This window comes from Streptomyces sp. PL-25, assembly GCF_058344915.1.
The window spans coordinates 5,352,282-5,373,706 of sequence record NZ_CP136997.1 but is presented as its reverse complement, the minus strand read 5'-3'; the positions used below and the strand labels follow the sequence as shown (position 1 = coordinate 5,373,706).

At 74.0% G+C, this 21,425-nt stretch carries 21 protein-coding genes; 7 read left to right on the top strand and 14 right to left on the bottom strand.

From position 1 onward, the window contains the following. Position 1: 1 nt before the first annotated feature. The 9 genes from mutM to R4Z62_RS24305 form a co-directional block, all read right to left on the bottom strand. Positions 2–862, bottom strand: coding sequence for a bifunctional DNA-formamidopyrimidine glycosylase/DNA-(apurinic or apyrimidinic site) lyase (mutM, locus tag R4Z62_RS24345; RefSeq protein ID WP_491520881.1), 861 nt, complete (start codon positions 860–862; stop codon positions 2–4). A 110-nt stretch (positions 863–972) separates the two neighbouring features. After that, positions 973–1,797, bottom strand: a complete 825-nt coding sequence (rnc, locus tag R4Z62_RS24340; RefSeq protein ID WP_107440688.1) for a ribonuclease III — start codon at positions 1,795–1,797, stop codon at positions 973–975. Between the two features lie 7 nt (positions 1,798–1,804). Further along, entirely contained in the window at positions 1,805–1,978 is a 174-nt protein-coding gene (gene rpmF, locus R4Z62_RS24335; protein WP_003951102.1) for a 50S ribosomal protein L32, read from the bottom strand. A gap of 2 nt (positions 1,979–1,980) precedes the next feature. Continuing rightward, entirely contained in the window at positions 1,981–2,634 is a 654-nt protein-coding gene (locus R4Z62_RS24330; protein ID WP_381741160.1) for a YceD family protein, read from the bottom strand. A 158-nt stretch (positions 2,635–2,792) separates the two neighbouring features. Then, complete coding sequence (locus R4Z62_RS24325; RefSeq protein ID WP_491520880.1) at positions 2,793–3,914, bottom strand: cell division initiation protein; 1,122 nt, start codon at positions 3,912–3,914, stop codon at positions 2,793–2,795. 98 nt (positions 3,915–4,012) lie between these two features. After that, positions 4,013–4,492, bottom strand: a complete 480-nt coding sequence (coaD, locus tag R4Z62_RS24320; protein WP_064535451.1) for a pantetheine-phosphate adenylyltransferase — start codon at positions 4,490–4,492, stop codon at positions 4,013–4,015. A gap of 26 nt (positions 4,493–4,518) precedes the next feature. Continuing rightward, positions 4,519–5,106 carry a 16S rRNA (guanine(966)-N(2))-methyltransferase RsmD gene (rsmD, locus tag R4Z62_RS24315; RefSeq protein WP_491520879.1) on the bottom strand — a complete coding sequence of 196 codons (588 nt, stop codon included), beginning with the start codon at positions 5,104–5,106 and terminating at the stop codon, positions 4,519–4,521. A gap of 146 nt (positions 5,107–5,252) precedes the next feature. Continuing rightward, positions 5,253–7,523 carry an ATP-dependent DNA helicase RecG gene (recG, locus tag R4Z62_RS24310; RefSeq protein WP_491520878.1) on the bottom strand — a complete coding sequence of 757 codons (2,271 nt, stop codon included), beginning with the start codon at positions 7,521–7,523 and terminating at the stop codon, positions 5,253–5,255. Between the two features lie 106 nt (positions 7,524–7,629). Further along, positions 7,630–9,543 (bottom strand): DAK2 domain-containing protein, encoded by a 1,914-nt coding sequence (locus R4Z62_RS24305; RefSeq protein ID WP_491520877.1) that lies wholly within the window; start codon positions 9,541–9,543, stop codon positions 7,630–7,632. A gap of 266 nt (positions 9,544–9,809) precedes the next feature. Between R4Z62_RS24305 and rpmB the strand changes: the two genes are divergently transcribed. The 3 genes from rpmB to R4Z62_RS24290 all read left to right on the top strand — a co-directional run bounded on the left by rpmB (position 9,810) and on the right by R4Z62_RS24290 (position 14,415). Next, positions 9,810–9,995 (top strand): 50S ribosomal protein L28, encoded by a 186-nt coding sequence (gene rpmB / locus R4Z62_RS24300; protein ID WP_003993230.1) that lies wholly within the window; start codon positions 9,810–9,812, stop codon positions 9,993–9,995. A gap of 132 nt (positions 9,996–10,127) precedes the next feature. After that, positions 10,128–13,166, top strand: coding sequence for an AfsR/SARP family transcriptional regulator (locus R4Z62_RS24295; RefSeq protein WP_491520876.1), 3,039 nt, complete (start codon positions 10,128–10,130; stop codon positions 13,164–13,166). Positions 13,167–13,200: 34 nt separating this feature from the next. Beyond that, positions 13,201–14,415: an FAD-dependent monooxygenase gene (locus R4Z62_RS24290; protein WP_491520875.1), complete on the top strand. Its 1,215-nt coding sequence runs from the start codon at positions 13,201–13,203 to the stop codon at positions 14,413–14,415. Here the strand turns inward: R4Z62_RS24290 and thiD are convergent. Further along, complete coding sequence (gene thiD, locus R4Z62_RS24285; RefSeq protein ID WP_491520874.1) at positions 14,400–15,281, bottom strand: bifunctional hydroxymethylpyrimidine kinase/phosphomethylpyrimidine kinase; 882 nt, start codon at positions 15,279–15,281, stop codon at positions 14,400–14,402. The genes R4Z62_RS24290 and thiD overlap by 16 nt on opposite strands. Next, positions 15,278–16,243: a thiamine-phosphate kinase gene (locus R4Z62_RS24280; protein WP_018567915.1), complete on the bottom strand. Its 966-nt coding sequence runs from the start codon at positions 16,241–16,243 to the stop codon at positions 15,278–15,280. Before R4Z62_RS24280 ends, thiD begins: the two co-directional genes overlap by 4 nt. A 218-nt stretch (positions 16,244–16,461) precedes the next feature. On the opposite strand from R4Z62_RS24280, the gene R4Z62_RS24275 reads away from it, so the two are divergent. Together R4Z62_RS24275 and R4Z62_RS24270 are read left to right on the top strand one after the other, a co-directional pair. Next, positions 16,462–16,695 (top strand): Lrp/AsnC family transcriptional regulator, encoded by a 234-nt coding sequence (locus tag R4Z62_RS24275; protein ID WP_018567914.1) that lies wholly within the window; start codon positions 16,462–16,464, stop codon positions 16,693–16,695. 20 nt (positions 16,696–16,715) lie between these two features. Then, the gene (locus R4Z62_RS24270; RefSeq protein ID WP_064535446.1) at positions 16,716–17,201 is read left to right on the top strand and encodes a DUF3515 domain-containing protein; all 486 of its coding nucleotides are present in this window, start codon (positions 16,716–16,718) and stop codon (positions 17,199–17,201) included. Between the two features lie 43 nt (positions 17,202–17,244). Here R4Z62_RS24270 and R4Z62_RS24265 read toward each other — a convergent pair whose 3' ends face one another. Genes R4Z62_RS24265 through R4Z62_RS24255 form a run of 3 tightly spaced genes read right to left on the bottom strand, consistent with a single transcriptional unit; the run spans position 17,245 to position 20,364 of the window. Continuing rightward, complete coding sequence (locus R4Z62_RS24265) at positions 17,245–18,402, bottom strand: D-alanine--D-alanine ligase family protein (RefSeq protein WP_064535445.1); 1,158 nt, start codon at positions 18,400–18,402, stop codon at positions 17,245–17,247. A gap of 58 nt (positions 18,403–18,460) precedes the next feature. Beyond that, entirely contained in the window at positions 18,461–19,480 is a 1,020-nt protein-coding gene (locus tag R4Z62_RS24260) for an NAD(P)H-dependent glycerol-3-phosphate dehydrogenase (RefSeq protein WP_491520873.1), read from the bottom strand. Further along, positions 19,477–20,364: a lysophospholipid acyltransferase family protein gene (locus tag R4Z62_RS24255; RefSeq protein WP_491520872.1), complete on the bottom strand. Its 888-nt coding sequence runs from the start codon at positions 20,362–20,364 to the stop codon at positions 19,477–19,479. The genes R4Z62_RS24260 and R4Z62_RS24255 overlap by 4 nt, the downstream gene beginning before the upstream one ends. A gap of 165 nt (positions 20,365–20,529) precedes the next feature. On the opposite strand from R4Z62_RS24255, the gene cofC reads away from it, so the two are divergent. Next, the gene (gene cofC, locus R4Z62_RS24250; protein WP_355484409.1) at positions 20,530–21,165 is read left to right on the top strand and encodes a 2-phospho-L-lactate guanylyltransferase; all 636 of its coding nucleotides are present in this window, start codon (positions 20,530–20,532) and stop codon (positions 21,163–21,165) included. 43 nt (positions 21,166–21,208) lie between these two features. Beyond that, positions 21,209–21,412, top strand: a complete 204-nt coding sequence (locus R4Z62_RS24245; RefSeq protein ID WP_491520871.1) for a hypothetical protein — start codon at positions 21,209–21,211, stop codon at positions 21,410–21,412. Positions 21,413–21,425 lie beyond the last annotated feature (13 nt).

The following is a 21,425-nucleotide window of genomic DNA, read 5'->3' as shown; positions in this document are numbered from 1 at the left end:
CTCAGGCCCGGCTCCGGGGCGCGGGCTGGCACTTGGGGCAGTAGTAGCTGGAGCGGTTCATCCAGGGGCGCCGGCGCATCGGGGTGGCGCAGCGGCGGCAGGGCAGGCCCTCGCGCCCGTAGGCGTCCAGGGAGCGGTCGAAGTAGCCGGACTCGCCGTTGACGTTGACGTACAGGCTGTCGAAGCTGGTGCCGCCGACGGAGAGGGCCGCGTTCATCACGTCCCGGATGTGGGCGAGGAGTTCCGCTGTGCGGGGGCGGGTGAAGGCGGCGGTGGGGCGCTCGTAGTGGACGCGCGCCCGCCAGAGCGCCTCGTCGGCGTAGATGTTGCCGACTCCGCTGATCAGCGACTGGTCGAGCAGGGCGCGCTTGATGGTGGTGCGCTTGCGGCGCAGCGCCTGGTGGAACGCCTCGTCGTCGAACAGCGGGTCGAGGGGGTCGCGGGCGATGTGCGCGATGACGTCGGGCAGTCCGTCGCTCGTGTTGTCGTGCAGCGAGAGGCCGCCGAAGGTGCGCTGGTCCACGAAGCGCAGTTCGGTGCCGAGGGAGTCGGCGAACCGGACCCGGACGCGCAGGTGCTTCTCGTCGGGCGCCTCTTGCGGCTGTACGAGCAGTTGGCCGCTCATGCCGAGGTGGGCCAGGACGGACTGGTTGGTCTCCTCCAGCGGCAGCCACAGGTACTTGCCGCGCCGGCGGGGCACGGCGATGTGGTGGCCCCTGAGCCGGTGCGCGAAGTCGTCGGCGCCCGCGAGATGGCGGCGTACGGCGCGCGGGTGCAGCACCTCGACGTCGGCCGCGGTGCGGTGGGCGACCCAGCGCTCCAGTCCGCGGCGGACGACCTCGACCTCGGGCAACTCGGGCATCGGGACCCCCGTGCAGGACCGTGGGGACCGTACGGTCCGCTCCGGTGGACGGTCCGAGCGCCCGCCCCGCCGGGGAACCGGTGGGGCGGGCGCTCGGGTGCTGTGCTCTGTCAGGCGGAGGCGGAGGACGCGTCGGCGTCCTGTGCGGCGGCGGCCTCCTCGGCCGCCTTGGCGCGCTCGTCCGCCGCGGCCCGGATGGACCGCCAGGCGGACTCGGCGGCCTGCTGCTCCGCCTCCTTCTTGCTGCGGCCGGTGCCGGTGCCGTACGAGACGCCTCCGACGCGGGCGGCAGCAGTGAAGGTCTTCTCGTGGTCGGGGCCGGTCTCCGTGACCAGGTACTCGGGTACACCGAGCCCTTCGGTCGCGGTCAGCTCCTGGAGCGACGTCTTCCAGTCCAGGCCAGCGCCCAGATTGGAGGACTTCTCGATCAGCGGGTCGAACAGGCGGTGCACCAGTTCGGAGGCCGCTTCGAGGCCCTGGTCGAGATAGACCGCGCCGATCACCGCTTCGAGGGTGTCGGCGAGAATCGACGCCTTGTCCCGGCCGCCCGTGCCCTCTTCACCGCGGCCGAGCCGGATGAAGGAACCCAGGTCGAGCCCGCGGCCCACTTCCGCCAGCGCACGCGAGTTGACCACCGCGGCCCGCAACTTGGCCAGCTGGCCTTCGGGCAGGTCGGGGTGGGTGCGGTACAGCGTGTCCGTGACGACGAGACCGAGGACGGAGTCACCGAGGAACTCCAGCCGCTCGTTCGTCGGCAGGCCGCCGTTCTCGTACGCGTAGGAACGGTGGGTCAGCGCGCGCACCAGAAGGGCGGACTCGAGCCGGTAGCCGAGCCGCCCTTCCAGAAGCGTGTGGGACGAGGCGGTGTTGTCCGATGGGCCACTCCCGCCTGCGCGGGAAGCGTTCTTCTTAGCCGTGGACACGGTGCCTCTCACCAGCCGCTCAGACCTCGAGGACCTGGCGCTTGTTGTAGGTGCCGCAAGACGGGCACGCGATGTGCTGCTGCTTGGGCTCGTGGCAGCGCTCGCACGCAACCAGGGTGGGGACCGCAGCCTTCCACTGCGACCGGCGGTGGCGCGTGTTGCTGCGCGACATCTTCCGCTTCGGAACAGCCACGGCTACTTCTCCTGCTTCTCGTCGGCGCGTGCTGACTGAGGCGCGCCGCCGCTCATCTCGTCCTTCTCGCCGTCCGACGTGGTGCCGGCGAGTCCCTGCAAAGCCGCCCAACGGATGTCGACGGCGTCATGGTGGTGGTCCGGGTCGTCCGCGAGCCGCGCTCCGCACTGGGAGCACAGACCCGGGCAGTCTTCCTGGCACACCGGCTGCATCGGCAGTGCGAGCACCACCGCATCGCGCAGCAGAGGTTCGAGGTCGAAGAGTCCGTCCTCGAGAAGGAGCCTGTCCTCGTCGTCCTCGGCGTCGTCGCCCGGTTCCGCGATCACGCGGCCCCGGTCGTCGGCGTCAGGGTACGAGAACATCTCCTGGAAGTCCGCTTCGAGCTCCAGCCCGACCGGCTCCAGACACCTTACGCACTCCCCCTCGGCCTGTGCACGGGCGGTGCCTGTGACGAGCACACCTTCCATGACCGACTCGAGGCGGAGTTCGAGGGCGACCGGGGCGCCTTCCGGCACTCCGATCACTCCGTGGATACCGAGGTCCCGGGGGGCCGGGATCTCGCGGGTCTGGCGTTGCAGCGCACCAGGACGCCGCCCCAGCTCATGTGTGTCGAACACGAGAGGGTTGCGGTGGTCGAGGCGGGCGTTGTGAGCCATTCCTGCTTTCGGTTTCCGAACTCGGAGGGACGCCGCCCCGGTGGTGCTCCCGGGCAGCGCTGACCGCGCACTTACGCGCGACCGAAGAGCCAGGATACTGGACCTTTCGCTCACGGCCCAATCCGGCCTCCTGGCCGGTCCGCGGACCGGCCGCTCCCTCAGAGGCCGCGGCCCTGCTCGTACGCCCGCAGCTGCTCGGCGCTGATCATGCCGGTGTCGAAGAGGCTGGTCTCGTCGAGCGCGTAGCCCTGCTGCGCGTGGCCCTGCTGCGGCTGCTGGCCTTGGTGGGGCTGCTGGGTCTGGTGGGGCTCGTGCGGCTGCTGGGGCTGGTTCAGGTCGTAGCCGCCGGCCTGCTGCGCGTCGTAGCCCTGGTAGCCGTAGGGGTCGGCCTGCTGCTGGTAGCCGTACGGGTCCTGCTGGGCGGCGTAGGCCGGCTGGTAGCCGCCGTACGGGTCGGGCTGCGCGGTCTGCGGGTAGCCGTAGGCCGGCTGCGGCTCGTAGACCGGCTGCGGCGGCGCGGCCGGGGCCTCGGCGGGCGCGGCGGCGGGGGCGGCCGGGGCCGGGCTGGTCTCCGCGAGACCGGCCAGGTAGTCGGCGTCGCTGGAGTGCTGCACGGTGCCGGTGTCGTCGGCGAGCGCGCCGAGGTCGTCGGTGGCGATCCGGCCGTGCAGCTTCTGCCGGCCGCGGCCGACGGCCTCCAGCGTCTTGGCGAGCACGGCCTCGAAGGCGCCCAGCTTGAGGTCGACGTAGGCGTCGGCGTCCCGGCGCAGGGTCTCCGGGTCGTGGCTGCGCTCGGGGGCGTCCTCGTCCTCGTAGCCGTCCTCGGTCAGGCCGGGGCCGGTGCCGAGCAGCTTCTCCCGGCCGCGGCCGACCGAGCCTAGGGTCTTGGTGAGGACCACCTCGAAGTTGGCGAGCTTGGAGTCGACGTAGTCGTCGGCCTCGGCGCGCACCTCCTCGGCCTCCTGGCGGGCCTCGGTGAGGATCCGGTCGGCCTCGGCCTGGGAGCGGCGGGCCACCTCGGTGTCGGAGATCAGCGAGCCGCGCTCGGCGTGCGCGGACTCGATGATCCGCTCGGCCTCGCGCCGCGCCTCCTCGACCATCTGGTCCCGGTCGCCGATCAGCTCCTGGGCCTGCGCGAGCGAGCCGGGCAGGGCCTGGCGCACCTCTTCGAGCAGGGCGAGCAGGGCGGCGCGGTTGACCACGCAGGACGCCGACATGGGCATGGACCGGGCGCCGGAGACCGTGCTCACGATCTCGTCGAGCTTCTTCTGCACGTCCACGGTGTGCTCGCCACTCTCTACCGATGTGCGGGTAAGGACGGGACGACTGTACGACCACGCGGCGGCCGCCGGACACCGGGTGACGGGACGTCAGGCGCTCAGTCGCGCCGCAGCCGTGCGGTGAGCTGCTCCAAGACCACGTCGGGCACCAGGTGGGCGACGTCGCCGCCCCAGGCCGCGACCTCCTTGACCAGGGAGGACGACAGGAAGCTGTACGTCGGGTTGGTGGGCACGAAGAGGGTCTCGACGCCGGAGAGGCCGTTGTTCATCTGGGCCATCTGGAGTTCGTAGTCGAAGTCGCTGACCGCGCGCAGGCCCTTGACGATGGCCGGGATGTCGCGCTGCTTGCAGAAGTCGACGAGAAGGCCGTGGAAGGACTCGACGCGGACGTTGCCGTAGTCGGCGGTGACCTGGCGGATGAGGTCGATGCGCTCCTCGATCCCGAACAGGCCCTTCTTGGACTGGTTGATCATCACCGCCACGTAGACCTCGTCGTACAGGCGGGAGGCGCGGGCAATGATGTCGAGATGTCCGTTGGTGATCGGGTCGAACGACCCGGGACAGACGGCGCGGCGCACTTGAGATCCCTCGCTCTCCGGTCCGGTCATCGTGCGTCTTCGCACGTAGCGGCGGCGCGACCGTACCAAAACGTTCCCTCGCCGTAACGGCGGGCCCGGATCGCGTCGAAGCCGGGCGGCCAGCCGAACTCGCCGCCCCTGGTGCTGCGCTCCACGGTGACGAGCGCCCGCTCGGCGAGCCACCCCTGCGAACGGAGTGTGAGCAGGATCTCGCGAAGATCGTCGTCGGAGACGGCGTACGGCGGGTCGAGGAAGACCAGGTCGTACGGTCCGGCGGCGGGCGGTGCCTGGACGATCTGCTCCGCCCGGCCCGCGCGCACCTCGGCGCCGGGCAGGCCCAGGGACTTGGCGTTCTCCCGGACGGTGCGCACGGCGCGGGCGTCGGCCTCGACGAGGAGGGCGTGCCCGGCGCCCCGGGACAGCGCCTCCAGGCCGACGGCGCCCGAGCCGGCGTACAGGTCGAGGACCCGCTCGCCGTCGAGGGGGCCGCCCAGGAGGGACTGCCAGGTCGAGAAGAGGCCCTCGCGCGCGCGGTCCGAGGTGGGCCGGGTGCCCTGGCCCGGGGGTACGGCGAGACGGCGTCCACCGGCCCGGCCGGCGATCACGCGGGTCATGTCCTTGGGTCCTTGTCGGTGCTCGGCGGTGCGGGAGGGGCCCGGCGGTGCCGTGCCGGGTGCTGCTTGCTGCTTGCTGCTTGCTGCTTGCTGCTTGCTGCTTGCTGCCCGGTGGTACGGCTCGGACGCGGGCCGTACCCAGTCTGTCAGCCCTTCTCCAGGTACTGCTCCCGCTCGTCGTCCAGCAGGGCGTCCAGGGCCGTGCGCAGTCCGGGCAGCGACTCCAGGGCGGGGTCGGCGGCGACCAGGGCGGCGGCCTCCTCGCGGGCCTCGGCGATGATCTCCTCGTCCTCGATGACGGCGAGCACCCGCAGGCTGGTGCGGGCCCCGGACTGGGCCTGGCCGAGGACGTCGCCCTCGCGGCGCTGTTCGAGGTCGATGCGGGAGAGCTCGAAGCCGTCCAGGGTGGCGGCGACCGCGTTCAGCCGCTGGCGGGCGGGGCTCGCCTCGGGCATCTCGGTGACCAGCAGGCACAGGCCCGGGGCCGAGCCGCGGCCGACCCGGCCGCGCAGCTGGTGCAGCTGGGAGACGCCGAAGCGGTCGGCGTCGGTGATCACCATCACGGTGGCGTTGGGGACGTTGACCCCGACCTCGATGACGGTGGTGGCGACCAGGACGTCGGTATCGCCCGCGGCGAAGCGGCGCATCACCGCGTCCTTGTCGTCGGGCTGCATCCTGCCGTGCAGCACCTCCACCCGCAGCCCCTTCAGGGGGCCCTCGGCGAGCGTGGCGGCCACGTCCAGGACCGCGAGCGGCGGGCGCTTGTCGGCGCCCTCCGGGGTCTCCGCGCCCTCCGCGCCCTCCGCCGTCTTCCCGGCCTTCGCGGACTTCTTCCCGGACCCCTTCCTCGGGTCGTCCTCCTCGTCGCCGATGCGCGGGCAGACGACGTACGCCTGGTGGCCCTCAGCCGCTTCCTCGCGCACCCGCTCCCAGGCGCGCGCGAGGAAGTGCGGTTTGTCGGCGGCCGGGACGACATGGCTGGCGATGGGCGAGCGGCCGGCCGGGAGCTGGTCCAGGACGGAGGTCTCCAGATCGCCGAAGACCGTCATCGCCACCGTGCGCGGAATGGGGGTGGCGGTCATGACCAGCAGGTGCGGGGGCTGCTTGCCCTTGCCGCGCAGGGCGTCGCGCTGCTCGACGCCGAAGCGGTGCTGCTCGTCGACGACCACGAGTCCGAGGTCGTGGAAGCGCACCTTGTCCTCGATCAGCGCATGGGTGCCGATGACCACGCCTGCCTCGCCGGTGGCCAGGTCGAGCAGGGCCCGGCGGCGGGCGGCGGCGCCCATGGAGCCGGTGAGCAGCACCACCTTGGTGGCGTGCTCGGGTCCGCCGAGGGTGCCGCCCTCGGCCAGCTCGCCCATCATCTCGGTGATCGACCGGTGGTGCTGCTGGGCCAGCACCTCGGTGGGGGCGAGCAGGGCGGCCTGCCCGCCCGCGTCGACCACGGCGAGCATGGCGCGCAGCGCCACCATGGTCTTGCCGGAGCCCACCTCGCCCTGGAGCAGGCGGTGCATCGGGTGCTCGGTGGCCAGGTCGGCGAAGATCTCCCCGGAGACCTTGCGCTGGCCCTCGGTGAGGGTGAAGGGCAGCCGGTCGTCGAAGGCGTCGAGGATGCCGCCGGGGCGCGGGCGGCGGGCGACGGCGGGCAACTGGGCGTCGGCGTGGCGGCGGCGGGCCAGGGCGACCTGGAGGACGAACGCCTCGTCCCACTTCAGGCGGGCGCGGGCGTCGGCGATGTCCGCCTTGGTGTGCGGGCGGTGGATCTTGAGCAGGGCCTCGGGGAGGGTGACCAGGCCGCGGCCCGCGCGCAGGGTGTCGGGCAGCGGGTCGACGGCCTCCCGGGCGGTGGGCAGGACGGTCTGGACGGCCTTGCCGATCTTCCAGGACTCCAGCTTGGCGGTGGCCGGGTAGATCGGGATGAGGGCGCCCGCCCAGGACTCGACGGTCTCCTCGGGGTCGTCGGTGTCGCCGGTGAGCAGTTCGTAGGCGGGGTGGGCGAGCTGGAGCCGCCGGTTGAAGACGGAGACCTTGCCCGCGAACAGCGCGCGCGTGCCCGGCAGCAGCTCCTTGTGCGGCTTGTGCACGCCGTTGCCGAAGAAGACGAGCTGGAGGCGGCCGCTGCCGTCGGTGATCGTCACCTCCAGGCGCTGGCCCTTGCCGCGCGGCGCCCGGGAGGAGGCGAAGGAGTGCAGGCGGGCGTCGGCGACCTGGGCGACCACGGTGACGTGCTCGTCCATGGGCAGGTCGGCGAGGTGGGTGAGCTGGCCGCGCTCCTCGTATCTGCGGGGGTAGTGGTGGAGGAGGTCGCCGACGGTGTGCAGGCCGAGGTGCTCGGCCATCACCTTCGCGGTGGCGGGGCCGAGCACCGACTTGAGCGGTTGGCGCAGTGGTTCTGGCAGTGCGGGCACGGGATCCATTGCACACCACGGCACTGACAATCCGCGGACGCGGTGCGGACCGGCGGGTGGCCGGGCGCGCTGTTCCACGCCGGTGAGGCGGCCTGCTTCACGCCGGTGAGGCGGCCTACTCCACGCCGATGAGCAGCAGCGCGCCCTGCCGGCCGCCGCGCAGGACGACCGTGTCGACGGCGAGGTAGGACTCGCGGACGCGGGCCTCCAGGCCGTCGGCGACGGAGTCGGGCAGTTCCTCGCCGAGGACGAGGGTGACCAGTTCGCCGCCGCCCGCGAGCATCCGGTCCAGGACCGCGCGCGCGGTGTCCGCGACGTCCGGGCCGATCACGGCGACGTCGCCGTCGATGAGACCGAGAACGTCGCCGGCCTGGCAGATCCCGGCACTGGTCCAGGAGCGGTGCTCGGCGACCGTGACCTCGCCGTGGCGGGTGGCGCCGGCCGCCGACGTCATGGCGACGACGTCCTCGTCGAAGCGGCGCCCGGGTTCGTGCACCGCGAGGGCGGCGATGCCCTGGACCGCCGAGCGGGTGGGGATGAGGGCGACCCGGACGCCCTCGCCGCGGGCCTGCTCGGCCGCCGCGGCGGCGGTGTCGCGCAGTTCGGCGTCGTTGGGCAGCAGGACCACCTCGCGCGCGTGCGCCCGCCGCACGGCCTCCACCAGTTCGCCGCTGGCGGGCGGCTCACCGGGCCGGGCGAGGACCGTGGTGGCCCCGGCCTCGGTGCACAGCGCGGCCAGGCCCTCGCCGGGCACGACGGCCACCACGGCGCGCTGGGCGCGCTCACGCGGCGGACGTGCGGCGGCCCCGGTGTGCGCGTCTCCGGCGCCGAAGTGGGTGATGCGGATCCGGTGCGGCCGGCCGGCCTCGACGCCCGCCTCCACGGCGGCACCGGCGTCGTCCACGTGCACATGGACGTTCCACAGTCCGTCGCCGCCGACCACCACCAGGGAGTCCCCGAGCGCGTCGAGCCGCCGCCGCAGCCGGGCGACGGACGGGTCGTCGGCCTCCAGAAGGTAGATCACCTCGAAGGCGGGGCCCTGGCCCGGTGCGGCGGCGGGCGCGGAGGACGGCACCGGCGGGGTGTGCGCGCAGGCCGGGGGCGGGGCGGCGGGCGCGGGGACCGCAGGAGGTGCGGGCGTCGCGGGAGCCTCACGGTCCATCGCGTCCGCCACGTCTGACATGTCTGACATGTCTGCTGTATCTGATACGCCCGCCGTGTCCGGCCCGCCCTCGTCCGGCTCATCACGGCCGCACGCGCGCGCGTGCGGCCCGGCCGGACGGTCCCCGGCCCCCTGTGCCTGCCGCCGGGCACCCGCCGGACCCGTGCCCGCCTCCGTCCCCGTCCCCCGGCTCGGCGCGGCGGCGGGTGCCTGCCCGGTGAACGTCTCGACCAGGGCCGCCAGCACGGCCACCAGGCCGCGTCCGCCCGCGTCGACCACCCCGGCGCGTTCCAGGGCGGCGAGCTGGCCCGGGGTCGCCGCCAGGGCCGTACGCGCTCCCTCGTGGGCGGCCCGCGCGACCGCGCCGCAGTCGCCCTCGGTGCCGCAGGCCGCGTCGGCGGCGGCCGAGGCGACCGTCAGGACGGTGCCCTCGACGGGGTGTGCCACGGCCTGGCGGGCCGAGTCGGCGGCGCGGCGCAGGGCGCGGCGCAGTCCGTGGCCGTCGGCGCGCGCCTCCGCGCCGTCGGCGGCCAGCACCTCGGCCATGCCGCGCAGCAGCTGGGCGAGGATCGTCCCGGAGTTGCCGCGCGCCCCGATGAGCGCGCCGTGCGCCATCGCCCGCGCGGCCTCGGCCAGGGAGGGGCCGCCGGGGCCGGCGCCGCCCGCCTCGTGGCCCGCGAACACGGCTTCGACGGCGGCGGCGGCGGACTCCACGGTCAGGTAGAGGTTGGTGCCGGTGTCGCCGTCCGCCACGGGATAGACGTTGATCGCGTCGATCTCCTCGCGCGCCCGTCCCAGGGCACGCAGCGCCAGTCCGCACCAGGTGCGCACCGCCGGCGCGTCGAACGTCTGCGCCACCTGCGCCACCTGCGCCTCCTCAGAGCTGCCGGACCGGACGGCAGCGTAGACCCAGGGGCGGTGTGGACCGGAAGAGGGCCGGGCCGGGCCCCTGGGCAGCCATGGTAGTTTCGTTGTACGGGAGCAGGCGTTGTATGCTGCTCCGGTTGCCCGACCTGGTCGGGCTCTTCCCCCTGGCACCGCCACTCAGATTCAGCGCGCTCACCGAGCCTCCGGACCTGATCCCGGCATGCCGGGATCAACCGTAAGTGCATCTGAAGTCTTTGGAGTGACCCGTGGCTGCCAACTGCGACGTCTGCGGCAAGGGGCCGGGCTTCGGCAACAACATCTCGCACTCGCACCGCCGTACGTCCCGTCGCTGGAACCCGAACATCCAGCGTGTGCGTACCGTGGTCGGCGGGACGCCGAAGCGCGTGAACGCTTGCACCTCGTGCATCAAGGCCGGCAAGGTCTCGCGCTGACGCTCAGCTGAGCGCGCGGCCACTGCCGGTTCGCTGCACTGAGCCGGTCCACCTCTGGTGGGCCGGCTTTTTGCCGTACCCGTTCACCGGTGCCGCCCCCTCGCGCGCCCGCCACCTGCCAGAATCCGGGGAATGCGCTTCGGCATCCTGGGTCCGCTGGACATCCGCACCGACGACGGCACCCCCGTCGACCCCGGCGGCCCGCGCCCCCGGGCGCTGCTCACCCTGCTGCTCCTGGCGGCCGGGCGCACGGTCGGCACGGACCGGCTGACCGACGGGCTCTACGGCGCCGAGCCGCCCGCCGGGGCGGCCAACGCCCTCCAGTCGCAGATCTCGCGGCTGCGCAGGCGCCTGGGCCCGCACCCGCCCGTGGAGGCGACGGCGGCCGGTTACCGGATCGCCGCCGACCCCGACTCCGTCGACGCGCACCGCTTCGCGCGGCTGGCCGAGGAGGGCCGGGCGGCCCTCGCCGCGGGTGATCCCGCTCACGCCGCCGCCGTGCTGCGCGAGGCGCTGGACCTGTGGCGCGGCCCGGCCCTGCCCGATCTGCCGGACGCGCACGCCGAGACGGCCCGCCTCGAAGAACTGCGGGCGGCCGCCGCGCAGGACCGGATCGAGGCGGAACTCGCGCTCGGCGGCGGCTCCGCGCTCGTGCCCGAGCTGCGCGCGCTGCTGGCCCGGCACCCGCTGAGCGAACGGCTGCACGCCCTGCTGATGCGGGCCCTGCACGCGGCCGGGCGGCCCGCCGAGGCCCTCACCGTGTACGAGGAGGCCCGGCGCGCCCTCGCCGACGAGCTGGGCGCCGACCCGTCGCCGGAGCTGGCCGCGCTCCACCTGGAGCTGCTGCGGGGCCGGGAGCCGGGCTCCCGGCCGCCCGCGCTGCCCGCGCAGCTGACCCGGTTCGTCGGCCGGGACGCCGAACTGGCCGCCATCGCCGCGCACCTCGCCGACCCCGGATCCCGCCTGGTCACGCTCACCGGGCCCGGCGGGGCGGGCAAGACCCGGCTCGCCGTCGAGGCGGCCCGGACCCACGGCGGGGCCTGTCTGGTCGAGCTGGCGCCGCTGGCCGACGGCGCCCGGATCCCGTACGCCGTGCTGACGGCCCTCGGGATACGCGAGGGGTTCCGCGCCCCGGCCGCCGATGTCACCGACCGGCTGCTGAGCGCCCTGGAGGACCGGGAACTGCTGCTGGTCCTGGACAACTGCGAGCACCTGGTGGAGGACGCGGCCCGGATCGCCGGGCTGCTGCTGGGCCACTGCCCGGGTGTGCGGATCCTCGCCACCGGCCGGGAGGCGCTCGGCATCACCGGTGAGGTGCTGGTCACGGTGGCGGCGCTGCCGCCGGGACCGGCCGAGCGCCTGTTCCTGGACCGGGCGCGGGCCGTACGGCCGGGCTTCACCGGGCACGCGCGCGTGCCGGACGTCTGCCGCGCCCTGGACGGGCTGCCGCTGGCCATCGAGCTGGCGGCGGCGCGGCTGCGGACGCTGGAACCGGAGGAGCTGGCCGACCGCCTGGACGACCGGTTCGGGCTGCTCTCCCGCGGCGACCGCACCAAGGCACCGCGCCACCGCACGCTGCGGGCCGTCGTGGAGTGGAGCTGGGACCTGCTGGACGCCGGGGAACGGCAGCTGGCCGCGCGGCTCAGCGTGTTCTGCGGCGGCGCCACGGAGGAGGCCGTACGGGCGGTGTGCGCGGTGCCGCACCCGCAGGACCTGCTGGCCTCGCTGGTGGAGAAGTCGTTCCTCGACGTGTCCGGCGGGCGCTACCGGATGCTGGAGACGATCCGCGCGTTCGCCGCCGAGCACGCCGCGGCGGGCGGGGAGCACACCGGGCCGGCCGGGCTGCGGGACGCGCACGCCGCGTACTTCCTGGAGCTGGCCGAGCGGGCGGAGCCCTGTCTGCGCGGCGCCGGGCAGTTGCCCTGGCTGGAGCGGCTGGCGGCCGAGCACGCCGACCTGGACGCGGCGCTGCGGCATCTGACCGGCCGGGACCCGGCGGGCGCGCTGCGTCTGATGGCGCTGCTGTCGTGGTTCTGGCGGCTGCGCGGGCTGCACGGCGAGCAGGTGCCGGCGGCCCGCGCGCTGCTGGCCGCGGTGGGCGGGACGCCGCCGCCGGGCCTGACGGAGGAGTACGTCGTCTGCGCGCTGAACGCGCTCTCCGGTGACGGCGGCGACCCGGTGGCCGACGAGCGGCTGCACGCGCGCGTGGACGGCCTTCTGGACGGCTGCGCGGGTCCGCTCAGGCTGCCGTACCTGCTCGTCCTGTGGTCGGTGGTGGCCGGGCCCCGGCCGGCCGCCACCGAGCGGGCCCTGGCCCACGCGGGCGAGGACCCGTGGACGCGCGCCCTGCTGGACATGGGGCTCGCCTATCAGAAGCAGTTCGCGGGAGAGGCCGACGGGTCGCGGGAGCTGGTCTCCCGGGCGCTGAAGGGCTTCCGGGCGGCGGGCGACCGCTGGGGCATGGCCAACTGCCTGGACCTGCTGGGCCTGCACGCCCAACTGCGCGGGCAGGGCGCACACGCGCTGGAGCTGCTGGACGAGGGTCTCGTGCACGTACGGGAGCTGGCCGCGCCCGAGGAGACCTCCGATCTGCTGCGCAGCCGGGCCACCGTGCTGCTGGGTCTGGATCCGGGCCGCGCGGACGAGGCGGCGGCCGGGTTCGGGCAGGCGCTGGAACTGGCCCGCGGTGCCGGGGCCGCCGACAAGGTGGCGGGCGCGCGGCGCGGCCTGGGCGACGCGGCCCGGCTGTCCGGGGCCACGGCACGCGCGCGCGTGCACTACGAGCAGGCCCTCCAGGAGTGCGCCGCGACCTGGTTCAGCGTCGGCGAAGTCGTGCGGATCCTCATCGGGCTGGGGCGCACGGCCGCCGCCGAGGGACGGGAGGAGGAGGCCCGCGACTGGTTCCGGCAGGCCGCCTCCGCCGCCGCGGACGGTCCCGGCGTCCTCGAACTCGCCGAGGCCGCCGAGGCGCTGGCCCAGGTCGCGCCCTGCCCGGAGCGGGCCGCCGAACTGCTCGGCGCCGGGGCGGGGCTGCGGGGCGCCCGCCCCGAGGGGGACCCCGATGTCGTACGGACCGTGCGGGCGGTGCGGGAGCGGCTGACGCCCGAGGCGTACGCGGCGGCCTTCGAGCGGGGCCTGCGGCTGCGGGCGGCGGCGGTCAGCGGACGGTAGGCGGACGGTCAGCGCCGCCGCCGAGGCTGTGGCCATGACGAACCCGAAGAACGCTCCCGCCCTCGCCCACCTGCACGTGCTCGTCTCCGGTGCCGGTGTCGCCGGTCCGGCCCTCGCCCTGAACCTGCTGCGCCACGGCGCCCGGGTCACCGTCGTGGAGAAGGCGCCCGCCCTGCGCGGCGGCGGCTTCCCCGTGGACTTCCGCGGCCATGTGCACCGCCGGGTGCTCACCGAGATGGGCATCTGGGACGAGATCCACGCCCGCCAGACGCACATGGGCCGGCAGACCGTCGTCGACGCCGACGGCACCGCGCGCGTGGACCTGCCCGCCGAGATGATGAGCGGCGACGTGGAGATCTTCCGCGGCGAGCTGGCGCAGATCATGTACGAGCGCACCCGGGACCGCGCCGAGTACGTCTTCGGCGACTCGATCGCCGCGCTCACCGAGACCGCGGACGGTGTCGAGGCCGCCTTCGAGCAGGGCCCGCCGCGCCGCTTCGACCTGGTCGTCGGCGCGGACGGACTGCACTCGCACACCCGTCGGCTGGTGTTCGGCGACGAGTCGCGCCATCTGCGCTTCCACGACCACTACGTGGCCGGTTTCCCGGTCCCCAACGACCTGGGGCTGTGCCGCCGCGGCCTCGTCTACAGCGAGCCGGGCCGCGCGGTCGCCGTCGGCAACTACGACGGGGACCCGGAGCGCGCCGGTGCCCTGCTGGTCTTCCGGTCCGAGGAGCTGGAGTACGACCGGCGGGACGTGGCCGCGCAGAAGCGGATCCTGGCCGAGCGGTTCGCGGGCATGGGCTGGCGGACTCCGCAGGTGCTGGCGGCGCTCCAGGACACCGACGAGCTGTACTTCGACGCCATCGCCCAGATCCACGTGGACCGGCTGACCCGGGGGCGGGTGGCGCTGATCGGGGACGCCGGGTACGGCGCCACCATGGGCGGCATGGGGACGGGCGTGGCGGTGGTCGGCGCGTATGTGCTGGCCGGTGAACTGGCCCTGGCGGGCGGCGACCACCGGGTGGCGTTTCCCGCGTACGAGCGCCGGATCGAGGGCTTCGCCAAGGGCTGCCAGAAGACTTCCGCCAACGCGGGCCCGTTCTTCGCCCCGCCGACCGAGCGGCGCATCCGCAGCCGGGACCGGATGTACCGGCTGCTCGGCTCGCGGCTGCTGGCCGGCTTCTTCAAGCGGCTCTCGGAGAAGGCGGCCACCGCGATCGACCTGCCCGGCTACCCGGCGGCGTGAGGCTCCCGGAAGGTCCAGGCGTGGTCCACCGGGCCGATCCCGCCGCCGAGCGCGAACCCGGCGGCGATCGCCCCGGTGACATAGGTCTTGGCGGCCGTCACCGCCTCGGGCACGGACCGGCCGAGCGCCAGGTACGAGGCGATGGCGGAGGCGAGGGTGCAGCCGGTGCCGTGGGTGTGCCGGTTGTCGAGGCGCGGGGCGCGCAGCCAGTGCTCGGCGGAGCCGTCGGTGAGCAGGTCCACGGCGTCCCCGGCCAGGTGGCCGCCCTTGATCAGCACCCAGGCGGGGCCGTACTCCAGGACGGCGTGCGCGGCCTCGCGCAGACCGTCCTCGGACGTGACCTCGACGCCGGTCAGTTGGGCCACCTCGTCGAGGTTGGGGGTGGCGACGGTGGCGGTGGGCAGCAGCGCGGTGCGCACCGACTCCAGGGCGGAGGCGGCCAGCAGCGGGTCGCCGTGCTTGGAGACGCCCACCGGGTCGACGACCACCGGGGCAGCGGTCCCGGCGAGCAACGCGGCGACCGCCTCCACCAGTTCCGCCGAGGCCAGCATGCCGGTCTTGACGGCCTGGACGCCGATGTCGTCGACGACGCTGCGGTACTGGGCGCGGACCGCCTCCACGGGCAGTTCCCAGGCGCCCTGCACACCGAGCGAGTTCTGCGCGGTCACCGCGGTGAGCACGCTCATGCCGTGCACGCCGAGGGCGAGCATCGTCTTCAGGTCGGCCTGGATGCCGGCGCCGCCGCCGGAGTCGGACCCGGCGACGGTGAGGACGCGGGGCGGGGCGGGGCGCGGACCGGGCGCGGATGCGGTGCCGGGTGCGGGTGCGGGTGCGGAGCCGGGCGCGGGCGCGGGTGCGGTGCTCATGACTCGATGTCCCCGAAGTGGTCCCAGCCGCCCTTCCTGGTCCAGGGGGCGCCGTCGACCGTGACCTGGGGCAGGGCCGAGGGGTTGAGCACCTCGCCGATCACCTTCCAGCGGGCCGGCAGCTTCACGTCCGGGGGGAAGGTCGCCACGATCGCGTGGTCCTCTCCCCCGGTCAGCACCCACTGGAGCGGGTCGACACCGACGGCCTGCCCGATGTCGTTCATCTGCGAGGGGATGTCGATGGCGCCGGACCGGACGTCGATGCGGACCTTGCTGGCCTCCGCGATGTGCCCGAGGTCGGCGATGAGTCCGTCGCTGACGTCGCACATCGCGGTGGCGCCGAGCCCGGCCGCCGCGGGGCCCGCGTGGTAGGGCGGTTCGGGCCTGCGGTGGGCCTCGACGAAGGCGCGCGGGGAGCGGAAACCGCGGGAGAGCACGGCGAATCCGGCGGCGGACCAGCCCAGCCAGCCGGTGACGGCGACGCGGTCGCCGGGCTGGGCGCCGGCCCGGGTCACCGGTTCGTGGTTGCGCAGATCGCCGAGGGCCGTGATGGACACCATGATCGTGTCGCCGCGGACCACGTCGCCGCCGACCACGGAGGCGCCCGCGACCTGGCACTCGTCGCGCAGCCCGTCCATCATCTCGGTGGGCCAGGTGACCGGCAGTTCGGCGGGGACGACCAGGCCGAGCAGCAGGGCGGTCGGCACGGCGCCCATGGCGGCGATGTCGGCGAGGTTCTGGGCGGCCGCCTTGCGGCCCACGTCGTAGGCCGTGGACCAGTCCCGGCGGAAGTGCCGGCCCTCCAGGAGTATGTCGGTGCTCGCCACGACCCTGCGGTCGGGGGCGGCGACCACCGCGGCGTCGTCGCCGGGTCCGACCCGGACCGCCGGGGTGGTGGTGAGACGGGAGGTGAGCTCCCTGATGAGCCCGAACTCCCCGAGCTCACCAACAGTGCCCTTCATGGCCCTTACGCCCCTTCTGTCCCTGTGCGTTCCTGGTCGCGTCCCCGCTCGCGCGTCCGCGCGGGTCTCGCTACGGTCGAGGTGACCGTCAACCTCAGTCCTACCCGCACCCCGGCGCGCGGGCCACGTCGGTCCCGGGTCTCCCCGCGGCGTTCGGCGACGCGATACCGTGGCGTTCCTTTTCCCCACATGATCCTCGTGGTCGCCCTGGAGGTTCCGTGGTACAGGCGTACATCCTGATCCAGACCGAGGTCGGCAAGGCGTCGACCGTCGCCGAGACGATCGGCCGGCTGCCCGGTGTGATCCAGGCCGAGGACGTGACCGGTCCGTACGACGTCATCGTGCGCGCACAGGCCGACACCGTCGACGCCCTGGGCCGCATGGTGGTCGCCAAGGTGCAGCAAGTGGAGGGCATCACGCGCACCCTGACCTGCCCGGTCGTGCATCTGTAGCCCCCGTCTACCCTGGGCCGGTGAGTTCCTTCCGCCACCGGCACACCGGTCTGCCCGTCGTCCTCGCCGCGTTGATCGCCGCGGCGGGCTGTTCCTCAAGCGACGACAGTGCCACCGCTGCGGTTCCCAGCCCGGACCCGGCGGTCGCGAAGCTGTGCGGGGACCTGGACAGAGCACTGCCGCAGAAGGTGGACGGGCTGAGCCGCACGGACCCCCGGCCCGCGTCGGCGCTCACCGCGGGCTGGGGAAGCCCGGCGATCATACTGCGCTGCGGGGTGCCCCGGCCCGCCGCGATGAACGACCCCGACGCCGACGGCGCCGAGGTCGACGGGGTCGGCTGGCTCCTGGAGAAGCAGGCCGACGGCTCCTTCCGCTTCACCACCACGCTGCGCAGGGCGTACGTGGAGGTCAGCCTGCCCGCGAGCCGCACCGGCCACGGGGCGGCGCCCCTGGTGCACCTCGCCCCGGCCGTGAAGAAGGCGATCCCCGAAGGGATCGCCGACTAGCACCTGTCCTGGGTTCGGCCGCTTGCGGACGCTCCCGCCGCGCTCAGCGCAGGCCGGTGGAGCGGTCCAGGGCCGCCTGGATCAGGCGGTCCACCAGTTCCTCGTAGGAGACGCCGGTGGCCTGCCACATCTTCGGGTACATCGAGATCGGCGTGAAGCCGGGCATGGTGTTGATCTCGTTGATCACGAACTCGCCGTCCTCGCCGAGGAAGAAGTCCGCGCGGACCAGTCCCTCGCAGGAGGCCGCCTCGAACGCCTCGACCGCGAGCCGCCGCACCTCGGCGGTCTGCTCCTCGGTGAGCGGGGCCGGCACGACGCCGGGCGTGGAGTCGATGTACTTGGCCTCGAAGTCGTAGTACGCGTGCTCCTGCGGCGGCGGGATCTCGGCGGGCACGGAGGCGCGCGGGCCGTCCTCGAACTCCAGCACCCCGCACTCGATCTCCCGGCCGCGCACCGCGGCCTCCACGAGCACCTTCGGGTCGTGGCGCCGGGCCTCCTCGACGGCCTCGTCCAGGCCGGAGAGGTCGTCGACCTTGGTGATGCCGATGGAGGAACCGGCGCGGGCGGGCTTCACGAACAGCGGCCAGCCGTGCTCGCCCGCGAAGTCCACGATCTTCTTCCGGGCCGCCGGGGCGTCCCGCTCCCACTCGCGCGGCCGGATCACCACGTACGGGCCGACCTTGAGCCCGAACGAGGTGAACACCCGCTTCATGTACTCCTTGTCCTGGCCGACGGCCGAGGCGAGCACGCCCGAGCCGACATAGGGCACACCGGACAGCTCCAGCAGGCCCTGGAGGGTGCCGTCCTCGCCGTAGGGGCCGTGCAGCACCGGGAAGACGACGTCGACCTCGCCGAGCGCCTTGGGCACCGAACCGGGCTCGCTGTAGACGACTTCGCGGTTGCCGGGGTCGACCGGGAGCACCACACCGCCCTCGCCGGACTCGGCCAGGTCGTCGACGCTGGGCGTACGCCGCTCGGTGATCGCCATGCGGTCCGGGTCGTCCGCGGTCAGGGCCCAGCGGCCGTCGCGGGTGATGCCGATCGGCAGGACCTCGTACTTGCTCCGGTCGATGGCGCGCAGCACCGCACCGGCGGTGACCACGGAGATCCCGTGTTCGGAGCTGCGACCACCGCAGACGACGGCCACCCGCGGCTTGCGCGGCGGCTGCTCAGGGCTCTGGGGGAGGTTCTCGGTGCTCATATCGCGATGAGCGTACCCGCTGGCAGAGCCCCGGGGCAGCGTGGGAAACGCGGGTCGCTCAGCGTCGTTCCGGCTTCGCGCTGCGCGACATCAGCTCCTTGAGGGCGGTCAGCGGGGATTTGCCTTCGTGCACGATGCCGACGACGGTCTCGGTGAGCGGCATGTCGACGCCGTGCCGCCGGGCCAGATCGAGCACCGACCGGCACGACTTGACGCCCTCGGCGGTCTGCCGGGTGACCGCGACGGTCTCCTGGAGCGTCATGCCCTTGCCGAGGTTGGTGCCGAAGGTGTGGTTGCGCGACAGCGGCGAGGAGCAGGTGGCGACCAGGTCGCCGAGCCCGGCGAGACCGGAGAAGGTCAGCGGGTCGGCGCCCAGGGCCATGCCCAGGCGGGTGGTCTCGGCGAGGCCGCGCGTGATGAGCGAGCCCTTGGCGTTGTCGCCGAGCCCCATGCCGTCCGCGATGCCCACGGCCAGGCCGATCACGTTCTTGACGGCGCCGCCCAGTTCGCAGCCGATCACGTCGGTGTTGGTGTACGGCCGGAAGTAGGGCGTGTGGCAGGCGGCCTGGAGGCGCCGGGCGACGGCGTCGTCGGTGCAGGCCACCACGGCGGCGGCGGGCCTGCGGGCGGCGATCTCCCGGGCGAGGTTGGGGCCGGTGACCACGGCGATCCGGTCCGGGCCGACCTTGGTGACGTCCTCGACGACCTCGCTCATGCGCATCGCCGAGCCCAGTTCGATCCCCTTCATCAGGGAGACCAGGACGGTGTCCGGGGCGAGCAGCGGCAGCCACTCGGCGAGATTGGCGCGCAGGGTCTGGGAGGGGATGGCGAGCACGGTGAAGTCGGCGTCGCGGACGGCCTCGGCGGGGTCCGTGGTGGCCCGTACGGCGGCCGGGAGTTCGATGCCGGGCAGGTAGTCCGGATTGGTCCGGGTGGAGTTGACCGCCTCGGCCACCTCGGCGCGGCGGGCCCACAGGGTGACCTCGCAGCCGGCGTCGGCGAGGACCACGGCGAAGGCGGTCCCCCACGATCCGGTGCCGAGGACGGCCGCCCTGACCGGCCGGTCCGGCTTGCTCACGTGCCCTGCCCCTCTTCCTGCACCTGCCGGTGCGCCTCGCCGGACCGGCCGCCGCGCTCGTCCCGGCCGTTCCGGTCGCTCCGGTCGTTCTGGTCGCTCCGGCCGATCCGGTCGCTGCGTTCGCTCCGGGAGCGGGTCCGCTCCTGTGTCTGCCGCTGGGTCCTGCGGCGCTGCTCGATCCGCTCGCGGCGCGGGTCGTAGGGCACGGCGGGGGCCTTCTCGCCGCGGACCAGCTCCAGCTGGCGGGTGACGGCGGCCATGATGACCGCGGTCGCCTCCTTCAGCACCTCCGGGGTCATCTCCCGGTCGTAGAACTCCGAGAGGTCCACCGGCGGTCCGGCCAGCACGCGGTGCGTCTTGCGCGGCAGGATGTCCGGCTTCTTGGCGTAGGGCGGCAGGAGTTCGTTCACGCCCCACTGGGCCACGGGGATCACCGGGCACCTGGTCTGGAGGGCGACCCGGGCGGCGCCGGTCTTGCCGGTCATCGGCCAGCCGTCGGGGTCGCGGGTGAGGGTGCCCTCGGGGTAGAAGGCGACGCACTCGCCGCGCTCCACGGCGTCGATCGCGGCGCGGAAGGCGCTCAGCGCGTCCGTGCTCTCCCGGTACACGGGGATCTGCCCGGTACCGCGCATGGCGGCGCCGATGAATCCCTTCTTGAAAAGCCCGCTCTTGGCGAGGAATCGCGGGACGCGTCCGGTGTTGTACTGGAAGTGGGCGTAGGCGAAGGGGTCGACGTAGGAATTGTGGTTCACCGCCGTGATGAATCCACCCTCGGCCGGCATGTTCTCCATTCCGCGCCAGTCCCGCTTGATCAGAACCATCAGTGGCGGTTTGCAGATCACCGCTGCGAAGCGGTACCAGAAGCCGATTCTGCGGCGGGGCACACGAACACCTTCCTCTTGGTCCCTCTTGGGCTGACATGTGGGCCGGGGGGCCGCACAAGTGTCGCCCCAGGCCGCCGGTCTGTCGAGGGACACCGTACGCCCCGGCCTGCGCGGCACCCGAGGGGCCGGAGAGAATGTCCGCGACGAAGAGAGGGACGAACGCCCGTGCAGTGGACCCTGGTGATCCCCCTGAAACCCCTGGCGCGGGCCAAGAGCAGGCTCTCGGACACCGCTCACGACGGGGTGCGCCCGCAGCTGGCCCTCGCCTTCGCCCAGGACACCGTGGCGGCGGCGCTGGCCTGCGCCGAGGTCGCGGGTGTGGCGGTCGTCACGGACGACGCGCTGGCCGCGCGGGAGCTGGCCGCGCTGGGTGCGCGGATCGTCCCCGACACCCCGCGGGCCGGTCTGAACGCCGCGCTGGCGCACGGTGCGGCGGCCGTACGGGCGGCGGGCGGCGGGCCGGTGGCCGCCCTGAACGCGGATCTCCCGGCGCTGCGGCCGGCGGAACTCGCCCGGGTGCTGAGCGCCGCGGCCCGATTCCCGCGCGCATTCCTCGCGGACGCGGCCGGTATCGGCACCACACTGCTCGCCGTCGGGGCCGACCGGGAATTGCGTCCGGCTTTCGGCACCGGTTCGCGGCTGCGCCACCGGGAATCCGGTGCGGTGGAACTCGGGCCGGACGCGGTGGATTCCGTACGCCAGGACGTGGACACCGGCGACGACCTGCGCGCGGCCCTGGCCCTCGGCGTGGGCCCCCGGACGGCCCGTGCGGCGGCACGGCTGCTGATCCCCGGGCCGTGAGACCGCCGGGCGGGCGCCGGGACCGGGCAGTAGGCTGCTCCCCATGCAGGCCACCGCATACACGTACGACCCCGTGAGCCGCAGCGGGCAGGTGCTCCTGGACGACGGCACACCGGTGCCGTTCGGCGCCCCGGCCTTCGACGCGGGCGGGCTGCGGCTGCTGCGCCCGGGGCAGCGGGTGCGGATCGAGACCGAGGGCGAGGGCGACGCGCGCCGGATCACCCTCGTGACGCTTCAGACGTTCTGACCTCGCCGCACAC

What these genes read in the sequence shown, in the direction of transcription:
- R4Z62_RS24290 (WP_491520875.1), top strand. Translation starts at nt 13,201, where the DNA reads ATGACGAACCCGAAGAACGCTCCCGCCCTCGCCCACCTGCACGTGCTC.
- R4Z62_RS24330 (WP_381741160.1), bottom strand. Translation starts at nt 2,634, where the DNA reads ATGGCTCACAACGCCCGCCTCGACCACCGCAACCCTCTCGTGTTCGAC.
- R4Z62_RS24295 (WP_491520876.1), top strand. Translation starts at nt 10,128, where the DNA reads ATGCGCTTCGGCATCCTGGGTCCGCTGGACATCCGCACCGACGACGGC.
- R4Z62_RS24245 (WP_491520871.1), top strand. Translation starts at nt 21,209, where the DNA reads ATGCAGGCCACCGCATACACGTACGACCCCGTGAGCCGCAGCGGGCAG.
- rsmD (WP_491520879.1), bottom strand. Translation starts at nt 5,106, where the DNA reads ATGACCCGCGTGATCGCCGGCCGGGCCGGTGGACGCCGTCTCGCCGTA.
- R4Z62_RS24265 (WP_064535445.1), bottom strand. Translation starts at nt 18,402, where the DNA reads ATGAGCACCGAGAACCTCCCCCAGAGCCCTGAGCAGCCGCCGCGCAAG.
- mutM (WP_491520881.1), bottom strand. Translation starts at nt 862, where the DNA reads ATGCCCGAGTTGCCCGAGGTCGAGGTCGTCCGCCGCGGACTGGAGCGC.
- thiD (WP_491520874.1), bottom strand. Translation starts at nt 15,281, where the DNA reads ATGAGCACCGCACCCGCGCCCGCGCCCGGCTCCGCACCCGCACCCGCA.
- R4Z62_RS24280 (WP_018567915.1), bottom strand. Translation starts at nt 16,243, where the DNA reads ATGAAGGGCACTGTTGGTGAGCTCGGGGAGTTCGGGCTCATCAGGGAG.
- recG (WP_491520878.1), bottom strand. Translation starts at nt 7,523, where the DNA reads ATGGATCCCGTGCCCGCACTGCCAGAACCACTGCGCCAACCGCTCAAG.